A 13665-nucleotide genomic window follows, 5' to 3' on the forward strand; every position below is an offset into this window, starting at 1 on the left:
TGAATTTAATCAAATAAAATAATATTACTTTTTTTAGGATTAATCTCCATTAATTTTACTTCAAAAACTAAGTCTTTACCAGCTAAAGGGTGATTGGCATCAATGGTTACAGTTTCTTCACCTACAATAGTCATGACAGCAGGTATTTGACCACCATTTGCCAAATTGATAGCTAATTGAGCTCCTACTTCGATAGGCATACCAGCAGGTAGCTGATTTTTAGGAACTTCAAGTATCATCTCTGCTGAAGCCTCTCCATAACCTTGAGCACAAGGAACAGGAATACTTTTATTTTCACCAACTGCCATGCCTAAGATACCAGCTTCAAAGCCTGGAATCATTTGACCCTCTCCCATAGTAAACTCCAAAGGCTCTCTACCCTCAGAAGAGTCAAATACTTCGCCAGTAGTTAGTTTGCCTGTATAATGCACTTTTACTACATGACCATTTTCTGCTTTTAACATAAAAAAAGGATTAGAATTTAAAAAACAAAGTTAGTATAAATTCTACTTTACACAAAATATTTTGACATAATCTAAGGCTTTACCAGAGCCTCTAACTCCTTAGGAGAGAGTTTGAATAGACATATTCTACCAAAACGACCAGCTACATAAGTTTTACCTACAACAGCCAATCCACCATCAAGGGTAAGAGTCAGATTACCTGCCTGAAAAGTATTAGAAGAGCCAAAATAGCGAGTTTTAATCAGTCCGCCTGTGGTTTCGTCATAAATAAACAGTACCATCTGACCATTTTTGGTGTCTGTAAAGTATAATAATACATTTCTTTGAGCAATGGTAGCTTTTTTGATAATAACACGGGCAAATTTTGAAAGTTCAGGTAAAATATTGCCTCTAAAACTTGTATTGGTGTATGTGCCTGTAGGAGCTACCTCTGCTCTTGTAATAAATACATTTTCACCATCAGCATTGTAGCGAGCCATTGCAAAAGTATTTCCACTAATAGGCGTCATAGCACTGATAGCTGCATCATAGCTATTCCCATTGATAATGCCTTTAGGCTCTGAACCACTTGTACTCAAATCATCACTCATCACAGCAATATTTGATAAACGGAAAGCCGTAAAAAATAAATCATTCCCCCCTCTGCTACCCATCAGCATAGGCAAAGGCGTTCTGATTCTACGCAAATGTCTATCTATCCTTTCTTCAATGAATGTATTGTCTTGATTATAATATTGCTTAGAATTAAGAACACTTCCTCCTGCATTTCCTTTAGCAACTGTAGTATATTGGCTATTTTGCGAATAAGCTACAAATCCATAATTTCCATCAGCTAATTTGTTGGCTGTAAGCGTTCTGATAATATTATATTTTGCTAATTGTTCAGGGGTTTGAGTAGCCGAAAGTCTTACAGGTTTTAAACTATCAGTTTGAGCTGAACAGAAAAATTCGTAACTACTACCATCTGCTGTTGGTAATAGTTCCGAAATAGGCGTTACATAATTATCCTGAGCCAAATATTCCCATTCAAAACGTCCATCTGCTTGTGTTTTCATAAGATATACAGCAGGATAAGGAGAAAACGCAGACCCTGTATATTCGCCCAAAATCAAAAAGCCTCCATCAGCCGTTTGCTTAATGTCTAATGGTGTAAAACTTCTATCAAATTGATTATTTTCATAGATTTTCACAAAAACTTCTTCGGGCTTTACTTCTTTATTTTTAGAAATATCGCAAGCATAAAGTAATAAAGAGGAAAATAATAATATATGTATCCAAGATTTATTCATTTTTATAGATATTAAAATGTCAGGTATTGGAATTTTTCTAAAATTAGGTTGGGCTATCCAACCTTGTACATTTTTGAATTTAATTATCAATGAAAACCACTTTACAGTCTTTTTTTAAATATAATTTCTATACTTTAGATACGAAACTTATGGTTTTACTCTTCTAAATGAAGTTGTTTGTAAGAATTTCATGGGGAAAACACAATAGAATTCCATTGTAATATTTTGAAGTGTCATATCATCCAAAGCATCAAGCATCCCTATCATACGTTGATCGGAGTAGCGGTTTTGACGATTAGTGATATTATTCAAGCCTTGCTTATAATTCAATTCAGCACCCAAACGTACATTTCCTGCATCATAGCTAAATCCACCACCCAAATACCACATAAATTGAGAATTGATAAACAGATTTTTAGCTCCAATAATAGGCGAATCATTTTGAATAGGATTTGTTGCTCCTGATGCAGCATCTCTGCTTTCAATTTCAATGTATTTATCAGCTTTTAGAAGTAATCCGTAACCAATACCTCCTTGTACATAGGGTTTGATTTGTTGGCGTAGAATATCAAAACGAACCATTATAGGCATTTCTAAATAATTGAGTGTAAGCCTGTGGTTATACTGCAAATCTAATATATTATTATCTTGCCCTGTCCACTGATAATTTACTTTATACCCATAATTCATATTGGTATAAGTAGGCTGAAAGCTCGCTGAAAAGTTAGTATGAAAGTTAAAATCGAGTCTTGCTCCTGCTTGTACACCTATTCTCTTAAAGCCTTCATAATCTTTATTGGCTATGAAACCTCCAGTAATAGGTTCTACAATTGCATAACTTTTGAGAGGCAATGCTTTGGAAACATTGATACCTCCATGCAAGCCTATCCACCATTGTGAGTCATCAAAACTTCCTAGAAAGTCTTTTTTGGGTGCTTTGTAGCTTCTGCGTTGGGCTACCAATAAAGTTGGAAGGACTATCAGAATTATTAAAAAAACTATGATTCGCTTTTTCATTTTGGAAAATTAGGTTTGAGAACTACAAAAGCATATTTTTATAGTATAATTTACAATTTAATCAATTTTTTGGATGTTTTAATTTGGTTGGTTTCAAGAGAATAAACATAAGTTCCTGTTCTCAAATTCACCAAATCAGCTATAAAAGTATGCTGTCCTTCATTTTTAAATTCATTCATCAGAGTGGCTACTTTGTTACCTCTCAAATCTCTTAAAACTACTTTTACATGAGACGCAGTGTTGATGTAAAAACTAAAATGAGCTTCTTTCACAACAGGATTTGGGAAAACATCTTCCAAACGATAACGTTCATTCAAGAAGTTATCCAACGGTGTTAGGCTTTCATTGAAAAGCGGAACAGTTAAACTTGCATTATAGTTAGGTAAAATAATAGGTATTTTAGAAGGGTCTACTTCAAACCAATCTTGCAAAATAGTATTAAATACTGTTCTATAATCTGTAATATCACCTGCTGCATCTGAGAGGTTTCCACTTCCCTGAGCTTTGGTAAGGTTTGTATTTTTACCTATTACACCAGGGTTAATTTTATTTCCAAAAACATACATTGGAGCTACTGTACCATGATCTGAACCATAACTTGCATTAGATTTAGCTCTACGTCCAAACTCAGACATTGTTACTGTTACCACTTGCCCCTCAACACCTCTTGCTTTCAAGTCTTCTTGAAATGCCTTCATCGTTGCAAAAATATGATAGGTAAGAGCTGCGTGTCCCCCTAGAGAGTTATCGTAGCGTTCTACTTGATTTACATGGGTATCAAATCCACCCATACGAACCATATAAACTTTAGTTTTACATCCTCCACCTATCAATTGAGCAATAATCTTAAAATTATTGGCAATTGGATTATTCAATGCTCCACTTGGTGCAGAAAGTGGATAACGGCTTGGATAATCAATGGATGTTGCACCACCTTTTTTATACACTTCTTGGAGACGTTTGGCATAATCGTCTGTGCCATCTTCAATACCCAAAATCCATTTTAGTTCTTCTGCATATAAAGACCCATTTAAATTTGCTGGTGGAAAACCTCTGTTATCAATGGATTTTAAAATTTCTTCATCATAACCTGGAAGAGTTGTTACCAAGTCAAAAAAGCTTGCAGGATCAGGAATTGAAATTGCTGTTGGGATTGTATCTTCAGTATGAAAACCTAAAGAAACATCTCCACCACTAAACTCTAGTCCCAAAGGATCTAACATATCAGAATTGGGAAAATCTTCAGGAAATTTGGGGTTTACACCTCCATCACCTTCAAACTCCATCTCCAAAAATCTACCTATCCAACCTGATGTAATAGGGTCATTGTAGCCTACACCTCCAAACCAAATATCTCTACCCTTAAAATGTGAACCATTCATGTTTTCGTAACCTGCATTTTGGATAATATTCACCTTTCCCAAATCATACATTTGTTTGAGAGGAAGCATATCAGGGTGAACACCTAACTGTTGGTCTTCTGGTAGGAAGTTGTCTAATTTTATATATTTTCTTGAACCTGTGTCTGAAATAGCAATATTGGGACGTAGGTTGTAGTATTCTGCATATTGATTGATAGGAATGGTTTGGTTTAGACCATCATTACCACCATGTAATTGTAAAACAACAAGTATTCTATCATTTTTAGAGGCTTTGGCTAAAGCCTGAACCTGTGGAAAGCCATAGAGTTGCTTGAATGCTGTGCCTTCTAAAAAGAAGGTACCTGCTGTAAAAAGAGATGTATTGCGTAAAAATTGACGGCGTTTCATAGGGCTTGAGATTTTTGAGTTGATTTCAAATACTTTTTAAAACAATTGATACTCTGGACTTTGCAAGATAGCACTTAACAATGCTCTCAGAGGCCCTCTAGCATTACTCTCTACAATAGCAGGATTGGCACTATTCCAACCAAAAGCCCAAGCATTGAATCGAGCATCTTGAGCAGGGTCAGCAGGGTTTACAGTGGCAATATCTCTGATGTGATAAAAAGCAAAATAATTAACTCTTTTATCAGTAAGTTCTGTATTTTCGATAGCAAGTGGTAAAAACTCATCCGCCACAAGTTTAGTAAAATCTTTGGCAAGCCTTACCCCTCCTATTATCACAGATTGTGTTGCAACGGTATTGATATTGGGTATTCCACTGTTGTTTTTTGCCCATTCAAAAGCATCAACTGAAAACCCCCATCCATTGCTTTGATTCAGCAAATTTCTGATAAAATTATAACGATTAGCAAGCGTATTGGTTGTTATCCAGTTTCTTGCATAGTTTGGGGCTTGGTGATAAGGTTCATAACCAGCTACATCATAGGGTTCTAAGAAATCCAAGCCCATCAGTAACATTTGTCTATCTATATTTCCCCATTTCATATAGAAATTCATGGCATTGCCTGCTGAAAGTCCTGAAGGTTTGGGCAAACCATTAAGCAAAGTTCCTACATCAAAATATTTGAGTGTGCCTAACACCACTTCCATAGGAGATTTAACCATTGCTCCATCTGTTGAAACACCATCATTGGTTAAGGCTCCCATATCATAAAAATGCTGACTTGAAAGTAAGTTTCGTATAATAGGTGCTATTCTAAACCCATTTGCTTCCATATCTTGGGCAAGTGTACGGATAACTCCATTTTCTACACTTGCAGGAATCTGATGGTGTACAAAAAATCTGTACAAACGTCTTACAAAATATCTACAAGCCACTAATACACCTTGAGCATCTCGTTTAGCAAAAATAGCATCTACCAAATCCACAATTTCCTGATAAGCACTCAAGGGTGTTGGATTTGCTGGTGATGTTATGGTTCTCCCTAAAACAGTTTTTGTACCATTATCATGGGCATAAGCAAATTCTACACCACCTGCAAGAAGGTTTGTTTTTACTTTTCCTGTGGAAAGTCCTGTTGCTGTACTTAAATTGGGAGCCGTAATAGCTGGATTTGTTGAGAAGAAATCATCTGTTGTCCAGCCTGTTAGTACTCTTGCTGCTTCTTTAATGTCTTGTTCTGTGTAATTAGTGTAGTTTCCAGCACCAATTGTATCACCCTTACCTAGGGTAAATAATTCTAAGAGTTCTCTTGCAAAATTTTCATTGGGTAAACCTTTTTCATTGATACGCCCATCTAAGAAAATCAGCATAGAGTTTTCTAAGATCATTTCTCGTATCAAATCTTTGTAATTCTGAAAATTAGCATTACCTCCTCCTGCAAACTCATTGACAAGATATCTACGAAACATTTTACTTTGATGATACACAAAACGGCTACTTCCAACAACTCCTCTTTTGGTTGTGATAACTGTATGTAAGAAAAAAGTGAGTTTTTCAAGAGATGTATTATCTTCATACATTCTACTGAGCCACCAAGCTTTTAGATTATCCTCATTTTTAAAGTCCTCTTCTTCGGGTTGGGGCTTGGTCATTGTCCAGTTCACGCCATCTTCATTGATGGGGTCTGGAGGCATCGTAAAATTTGTAAGATTATTGACAATTCCAACACCTGCCCCAGCAGTGGTTTGGGTGGTTGCTCTATTTGCTCCAAATGTTGCCCTACGAAGTAAATGTTTTGCTTCCTTTAAGCCAAATGTAGATATAATGGGTAATGGCATAGTTGTAGTGAGTTTATAATAGTATAATTATCTTTTTCCAAAAATTTGAGTCCAGTAATTTCCACTTCTACCAACACCCATTTCTGTCATATTAGCATTCATGATATTTTTACAATGTCCTTCACTATTTTTCCAACCCTCAATTACTGCCTCCTCAGAAGTATAACCATTTGCAATATTTTCAGCCCATGTTGTCCAAGCATACCCTACAGCCGTAAGTCTTTGTCCAGGATTTTTTCCATCTTGAGATGTATGAGAGAAGTATTTTTTTGTCTCCATATCTTTACTATGTGCTGTTGCTGACTGTTCAAGTAAGTCATGCCATACAACTGTTGCTACTTTGGGCATGTTGGTACTTCCACAAGTACAACCTGTTGTGCGTAAATTGTTCACTAACTCTAAAAGCTTATTTTTATCAATACCTGTTGTAGGTGTATTTTGCGTTGGAGCTGGGTCTTCATCTTTCTTCTTTTTACAAGAAATTAGAGTAGCTCCTATGAGAATAGCGAATATCAATAGGCTTTTTTTCATGGCTTTGTAACAATTTTAGTAAAATTTGAGCTAAAAAAATAAAAGATGTGCCTCAATAATTAAGATGTACTTTCCAATTAATTTATTATTGAGCTTTAGAAGTTTATACGATTGTTCTCAAAAAAAGTTATGTCTTTTGAGTAGAATATTTTTGAAATTCTATAAAAGCTTCAGGAAGATGTTCTATGATGTCATTAGCTATAAGAGAAAGTTGTCCTATTTTTTTTATAGCCAAGTCAGCTGATAAACCATGTACATATACACCTATACAAGTAGCCTCTAAAGGAGTATAATGTTGGGCTAAAAGCCCTGTGATAATGCCAGTCAACACATCTCCACTTCCACCTGTTGCCATGCCTGCATTGCCAGAAGTATTGATTAAAATTTTTCCATCAGGAGTGGCTATCTTAGAATACGCACCTTTTAAAACAATATAAATATGATGTTTCTTTGCAAAATTTTGTAAAAGTTCCAAACATTCATAATCGTTTTGCCAAGAACCTACAAGCCTTTCAAACTCTTTGGGGTGAGGAGTAAGAATACTTTCTGGAGGTAAAAAAGCTAACCAAGTAGAATTTTCTGCAAGAATATTCAAGGCATCTGCATCCAAAACCAATGGTATTTGGGAGTCTTGGATTAAAAACTTCAGAAATTTTTGTGTTTCTTCGTGTGTACCTATCCCAGAACCTACTCCAATAGCATTATAACGACTATAATTGGGTTTTCCTGAAATATATGTATCTGTCTCAGAGTCCATAAATATGGCTTCAGGGACAGATGTTTGTAGAATAGTATGATTACAAGTAGAAGAAAAAACAGACAATAAACCAGTTCCTGCTCTCAAACATGCTTTTGCAGCCAAAGTAGCAGCTCCTGCTTTTCCATAACTTCCTACAGCTAGCAGGCTATGTCCATAAGAACCTTTATGTGAAAAAGTGGGGCGTGGTTGCAGACGATTGTATAAGCTTGCAATTTCAGGGAATGTGTTGATAAAATACTGACTGTCAATCTTATTTTCAAATTCAGTTAGCAATCCAATATCCAAAACTACCAAATTACCTACATTATTGCCTGTTTGAGGTAATAACATATTGAGTTTGGGTTTATGGAAAGTGAGTGTATGAGTTGCTTTAATAATTGGAGTATTTTTTTCTTGGGGCAAATTAGCATACATGCCTGTGGGCATATCAATAGCTATTACTTTTGTTTTGGAAAAATTGATAAACTTCACAATTTCTCCAACCCAACCATGAAGAGGTTTGGATAAACCCACGCCAAAAATAGCATCAATGATGGTGGTTTGGTTAGGTATAATAATTTCATTTAAAGCATTTTCATTGATATAAGAAACCTTTATTTCTTGGGGTATTCTTTGTAAATTAGCTTGAAAATCGAGTGTAGGGTTACTGATTTCTAAAATAAAAACACTTACATCTTTTCCTTGCTGGAAAAGCAAACGAGCAATAGCAAGTCCATCACCACCATTATTGCCTCTACCACAAAATATGGTAAAATGCTCTTGCTCTATATTTTTTAGAATCCAATTTATACAAGCCCAAGAAGCCCTTTCCATCAAATCTATGGATGCAATAGGCTCATTTTGAATAGTAAACTGGTCTAAAGCCTTGATTTGTTCTGCTGTAAGGAGTTTCATGGATTACTCTTTGAGTAAAGTATTCATGAGTGTATTAAATTCTTCTCTCCATTTTTGATAATATTCACCTGTTCCTGGTCCTGCAAAACCTGTATGTATTTTTCTTACTTGTCCTTTTTTATCAATAAAAATAGTAGTTGGGTATGATGATATGCCATTGAGCATAGGAAGGCTTTTGGAAGCTACTTCTTTGTCATTTGTACCTGCAATTACGAAATCGTACTCTACATTGAAACGTTTTGCTACCTTTGAGACCATTTGTTTGGCATATTCAAATTCGGGTTTGCGTTCGTAGGCTAATCCAATAATAGCAACAGGTTTATTTTTATTTTTTTTGTACCAATCTGAAAGAAATTTAGTTTCATCCATACAGTTGGGACACCAAGAACCAAATATCTGTAAAATAACCACTTTACCTTTGTATTTTTCATCTTTAAGAGAAACAGTTTTACCTTCTAAATTGGGGAATTTAAAATCTACTTCTTTATAGCCTTCTTTGAGGTAAGTTAGCTTTGAGGCATCTGGCAGGGTAGCTTTTTCGTTATAAATAGCTTTCCAAGTTCCAGCTTTGTTTTTCCCTGACCAAAACTCTCCAGAAAGTGTATCATTTTCAATAGCACCATAGAAACGATACGCAAAGCCTCCATCAAATGTAGAAAGATAAATCTGATTCATATATACATTACCTTCCAAGTATCTATAATCGCCTGTGGTAGTAAGGAATGAGCCTGTAACTTTACCTGTGGCTACATCTTGCTTGAACGCTCCCACAGCAGGATAGCTACGCCCTTCTGCATTGGTAAAAGTGGTTTGCCATTTTCCTGTAAAATTAGTGTTAAGTTTGGATGTTTCTTTTAAGAAACGGTATTTTTCACCCCAAGTTCCTTCTACTTCTTGGTCTATTTTATTGTAATGCTTTCTATAAAGCCCTTTCATTTTTTTACCATCTAACTTAAAAGCAAGCGAAGCATCAAAAATATGTAAAGGAATATAGATAGAATCTTTCTTTTCTGAAAATATAATAGTTTCAAGTTCTAAGCGTTCTTCTGCATTGAGTAAATAGGCTTTGTATTCTTTATTTTTTTCAACAATTTCCATATTGAATGGAATACCTCCTCCATCATTTTTGAGTACAAAACGCCAAAAACCAGTTTGTAATTGAGCAAAAGCCCCCTGAAACACAAACAAAAAGCATACAAGTAGCAATGATAATTTCTTCAACATCATAAATAAGTTAAAATATAATTATAATCAGTTTTTCAGTATTTAAATAAATATTCGTAACTTTAAAAGTAATAAAAAATATAAAGCTAACACACATTCACCTTTCTTTTCTAAACGTAAAAGTGTTTTAACTTGTTATTCTGCCCCTTTATTATATTTTAAAACACTTTATAATATGGCTAATTTCATAAAAAAATTTCAAAAAATAGCCTCACAAGGCTTGAGTATTTTAAATGGTGCCGTAGGAGATAAGCTTGAAAATAGCTTTTTAGAAATCTCTATGGCATTTTATTATCAAGACAAAAAACTATCCTTAGAGCCTTCTACCTTGAAACAATATTGTCTTGAACGAAATTCAGTTTTGAGTGGAAAAGTTTGTATTTTAATTCATGGACTTACACACAACGAAACAGCTTGGGATTTTCCTGATAAAACCAATTATGGAACATTTTTAGAAAATGACTTTCAGTTTACTCCATTTTATTTGCGTTACAACACAGGTTCACATATTTCGGATAACGGGAAAAAATTAGCTGATTTATTGGAAACCTTGTATAAAAACTATCCTGTCCCTATTCAAGAAATATGCATTATTTCTCATAGTATGGGTGGCTTGGTAACTCATAGTGCCTGCCATTATGCTCAGGAACAAGCTTGCGGCTGGACTGAAAAATTAAAAAATATTTTTTTACTTGCAACGCCTCATGCTGGTTCATTTTTAGAGAAATTCGCTAATGTAACCACTAATATCCTTGAAAAAGTACCCAATTGGCAAACAAGACTTGTGGGTGATGCCATCAATTTGAGAAGTGCTGGCATCAAAGATTTACGATTTGGTTATTTGAGAGAAGATGATTGGAATAACCAAATTACAGATAATTTGCTTCATAATACACAAAAAGGAGTCAAAAAAATAGAAGGTGCATCTTATTATATCATTGCGGGCAGACTTACCAAAGACGAAAAACATTGGCTTACTCATTTATTTGGTGATATTTTGGTCAATACAGAAAGTGCAAAAGCAGAAGGGCATGAACATTTTTATTTTCCTCCTGAAAATTGTTATGAATTTGCCCAAACCAATCATTTTAAGGTTCAAACCAAAATGGAAGTATATGAAAGAATAAAAAATTGGATGAGCATTCCACCGTCAAATTCTTAGACTTCTTTATTTTTTTAGCAAGAGTTTTCATAACTTTGTAAAACTGACATCATAGTTTTACATCAAATATCTATGCAAAAACTTAGTTTCCTATTCATTAGCTTTTTATTTTATTATATATCTTTTGCCCAAAATCCAACATATTTCAAAGGAAAATATGTATTTCCTGTAAAGCCTGATAGCGGAAAGATTGTGCTAACAGGCAATATGGGTGAGATCAGACCGAATCACTTTCATTGTGGTTTGGATATTGCAGACAAAGAAGGTGAGCCTATTCATAGCATTTATAAAGGTTATATCAGTAGAATTAAGGCTTCTACATTTGGTTATGGGAATGTTATTTACGTTACACATCCTGAAACCGAGCATGTAAGTGTGTATGCTCACCTTTCCGATTTTAGCCCTCGTATCAGGCGTTATATCAGAGAAAAGCAGTACGAGCAAGAAAGTTTTGAGGTAGAGATTTTTCCAAGTGTAGAAGAATTGCCTGTTACCACCAAAGAAATAATTGGTTATTTGGGCAATACAGGTGGTTCTTATGGACCTCATTTACATTTTGAAATTCGTACTATTGCAGATTTTGTCCTCAATCCACAATTTTTTTATGACATTCAGAAGGACAATATTCCTCCTAAATTGTTTCAGATAGCCATTTCGCCTCTTTCTTCTGAAAGCAGAATTGAAAGTAGATATCAGATTTATAGGGCTACCCCTCTAGCTACCAAAGAAGGTTGGAGCATTCTCAAACCCATTAGTGCTTATGGACTGGTAGGTTTGGAAGGTATCACTTGGGATATGGCTCAGGGGGCTACAAGCACTTATGCAACGACCAAAGCTCGCCTGCGAGTAGATGGCAAAGAAATCTTTTCATTTCATATTGATCATTTTCCAATGTATGAACTTTATGGAATGAATTTACATATCAATTATAAGTTACTCAAACAAACGGGTTCTAATTTTCAACGTTTTTATCAGGTAGATGGCAATAGACTAGGAATTTATAAAGGAAATGGCAAAATATTGGTAGAAGATGGTAAAAGTTATAATTTAGAGCTTGATTTAGAGGATGTTAATGGGAATTTCAAAACGCTTTTTCTTACTCTCGAAGGCAAAAAGCCTAGTTTCATTAATAATTCTAAACTGATTACCTCAGCCATTTTGAGCCAAGATACAGATGAAAATACACTTATTATCAAGGCTCGTTATCTGAAAGGTAGTGAAGGAAACATTGACCTTATTTTGAGTGATAACAAGCAAGAAAGCCTACCTATCGCTTATATTCAAGGAAATGAAGCTGTTTATTTATATGATTTGAGAAAGGGTGTTCCTCTGAAAATCAAATCCGCCAATATCGAAATGCCTTTTCGCAAACAAATGATTCCTTCTGGAACAAATTATACCTATAAAGATCCTTTTATGGAAGTATATTTTCCAAATGGGGCATTGGCAGATACTTCTTATCTTGATTTTTCAGCAAAATCATCACATTTTTATATTGGAAAAGTTTATGAACCTCTTATTTGGGATGCAGAAGTGAAGTATAATCATAAAAAAAATGCAATTATTGAATTAAAAAAGGCTTTTATCCAATCTGAAAGAAGTAAATATACGTTTTCAGACCTCAATGATAGCACATTTACCATCAAAACTGGTTATCTAAATGATTTAAAGATAACAAGAGATGATACTCCTCCTACCATCAGACTGATTCGCAAAACACCTCAGAAATTAGTTTTCCAAATTGGTGATTATGGCTCAGGTATTGCCAATTTTAAAGCTTATTTGAATGGAAAGTTTATTTTGATGGAATATGAAAACAAAAATGCCATGATTTGGACAGATCCACTCACTACCGAAACACTTTCTGGAGAGTTTGAACTCAAAGTTTTTGATAAAGTTGGCAATGTCCAAACCTACAAAATAGCTTTATAAATGGCTATCAGCACACTTCATATTATAGCTTGCCCCAATTGCCACAAAATACATCAGAAGCATGTCATTATTGGAGGCTTTCCGAGTTATACATGGTCAGATTTATTAGTGGTAGGGCGAGGTGGTAATCCTTATGGAAACCTCAAAATAAATGCCTGCCCTCATTGTAATCATTTTTTTTGGGTACACTCTGAGTATACTTTAGGAGTTCTAAAATATGATTCGCCTTTGGAGTGGAAAGAAGCCCCTGAAGCAGATGAGCAGTTTGATTTTAATTTTTGGAAACATCTTGTAGAAATACAATTTTTTGAAAATGAAGAAGAAGAATGTTATGTAAGATTGCATACTTGGCAAACTTACAATCATTTTTTTAGAAATGAGCAAGGCATCAGTGGTGCTTTTTATGGCTTTTTTCATAATGATTCTAATTACCAACCCAACAATACCCTTATCGAATTTAACAAACAAAATATCAGTCGTTTATATCAAATATTACCCTCCAAATCTGAAGAGAATTGGCTACTCAAAGCCGAGATACAAAGACACCTTGAAAACTGGGAGGAATGTGTTAAAATTTGCAGAAAAGCAGAAAAAAATCTTAAAGATGGGCATTATTTACGAGTTGCTTTTAGAAAAATGAGAAAATTAGCCCAAGAACAACATTCTAAAGTAGTTCAGATTTTTTCTTAATATTTTACGGAGTAAAAAAAACACTGTAGAAATTCCTATTTAGGCATTTTGAAAATATTTTCGTATCACTTTTTTATTACTCAATAATCTTACGTAG

Annotated in this window: 9 protein-coding genes and 2 pseudogenes; 3 read left to right on the forward strand and 8 right to left on the reverse strand. The window is 34.6% G+C overall.

What is annotated here, in order from left to right:
* Positions 1 to 5: 5 nt before the first annotated feature.
* From AD998_15280 to AD998_15315, 8 genes and pseudogenes are all read right to left on the reverse strand, one after another.
* A complete protein-coding gene (locus AD998_15280) occupies positions 6 to 464 on the reverse strand; it encodes a peptidylprolyl isomerase (GenBank protein ID KOY87332.1) in 459 nt (152 codons plus the stop codon).
* A gap of 71 nt (positions 465 to 535) precedes the next feature.
* Positions 536 to 982, reverse strand: a pseudogene (locus AD998_15285) (hypothetical protein).
* A 918-nt stretch (positions 983 to 1900) separates the two neighbouring features.
* Positions 1901 to 2716 (reverse strand): hypothetical protein, encoded by an 816-nt coding sequence (locus AD998_15290; GenBank protein KOY88233.1) that lies wholly within the window; start codon positions 2714 to 2716, stop codon positions 1901 to 1903.
* Positions 2717 to 2820: 104 nt separating this feature from the next.
* Entirely contained in the window at positions 2821 to 4539 is a 1719-nt protein-coding gene (locus AD998_15295) for a hypothetical protein (protein ID KOY87333.1), read from the reverse strand.
* 36 nt (positions 4540 to 4575) lie between these two features.
* Positions 4576 to 6375: a hypothetical protein gene (locus AD998_15300; GenBank protein KOY87334.1), complete on the reverse strand. Its 1800-nt coding sequence runs from the start codon at positions 6373 to 6375 to the stop codon at positions 4576 to 4578.
* Between the two features lie 27 nt (positions 6376 to 6402).
* Complete coding sequence (locus AD998_15305) at positions 6403 to 6906, reverse strand: hypothetical protein (protein ID KOY87335.1); 504 nt, start codon at positions 6904 to 6906, stop codon at positions 6403 to 6405.
* Positions 6907 to 7033: 127 nt separating this feature from the next.
* Positions 7034 to 8560, reverse strand: a complete 1527-nt coding sequence (locus tag AD998_15310; protein ID KOY87336.1) for a hypothetical protein — start codon at positions 8558 to 8560, stop codon at positions 7034 to 7036.
* A gap of 3 nt (positions 8561 to 8563) precedes the next feature.
* Entirely contained in the window at positions 8564 to 9784 is a 1221-nt protein-coding gene (locus AD998_15315) for a hypothetical protein (GenBank protein ID KOY87337.1), read from the reverse strand.
* Between the two features lie 220 nt (positions 9785 to 10004).
* Between AD998_15315 and AD998_15320 the strand changes: the two are divergent.
* From AD998_15320 to AD998_15330, 3 genes and pseudogenes are all read left to right on the forward strand, one after another.
* Positions 10005 to 10643: pseudogene (locus tag AD998_15320) on the forward strand (hypothetical protein).
* A 375-nt stretch (positions 10644 to 11018) separates the two neighbouring features.
* Positions 11019 to 12878: a hypothetical protein gene (locus tag AD998_15325; protein KOY87338.1), complete on the forward strand. Its 1860-nt coding sequence runs from the start codon at positions 11019 to 11021 to the stop codon at positions 12876 to 12878.
* Positions 12879 to 13568: a hypothetical protein gene (locus AD998_15330; protein ID KOY87339.1), complete on the forward strand. Its 690-nt coding sequence runs from the start codon at positions 12879 to 12881 to the stop codon at positions 13566 to 13568.
* The last annotated feature ends 97 nt before the right edge of the window (positions 13569 to 13665 follow it).

Source organism: bacterium 336/3 (genome assembly GCA_001281695.1).
GTDB lineage: Bacteria > Bacteroidota > Bacteroidia > Cytophagales > Thermonemataceae > Raineya.

Excerpts from the sequence above, each read along its gene's own strand:
- AD998_15280 (KOY87332.1), bottom strand. The coding sequence starts at position 464 with ATGTTAAAAGCAGAAAATGGTCATGTAGTAAAAGTGCATTATACAGGC.
- AD998_15295 (KOY87333.1), bottom strand. The coding sequence starts at position 4,539 with ATGAAACGCCGTCAATTTTTACGCAATACATCTCTTTTTACAGCAGGT.
- AD998_15300 (KOY87334.1), bottom strand. The coding sequence starts at position 6,375 with ATGCCATTACCCATTATATCTACATTTGGCTTAAAGGAAGCAAAACAT.
- AD998_15305 (KOY87335.1), bottom strand. The coding sequence starts at position 6,906 with ATGAAAAAAAGCCTATTGATATTCGCTATTCTCATAGGAGCTACTCTA.
- AD998_15310 (KOY87336.1), bottom strand. The coding sequence starts at position 8,560 with ATGAAACTCCTTACAGCAGAACAAATCAAGGCTTTAGACCAGTTTACT.
- AD998_15315 (KOY87337.1), bottom strand. The coding sequence starts at position 9,784 with ATGTTGAAGAAATTATCATTGCTACTTGTATGCTTTTTGTTTGTGTTT.
- AD998_15325 (KOY87338.1), top strand. The coding sequence starts at position 11,019 with ATGCAAAAACTTAGTTTCCTATTCATTAGCTTTTTATTTTATTATATA.
- AD998_15330 (KOY87339.1), top strand. The coding sequence starts at position 12,879 with ATGGCTATCAGCACACTTCATATTATAGCTTGCCCCAATTGCCACAAA.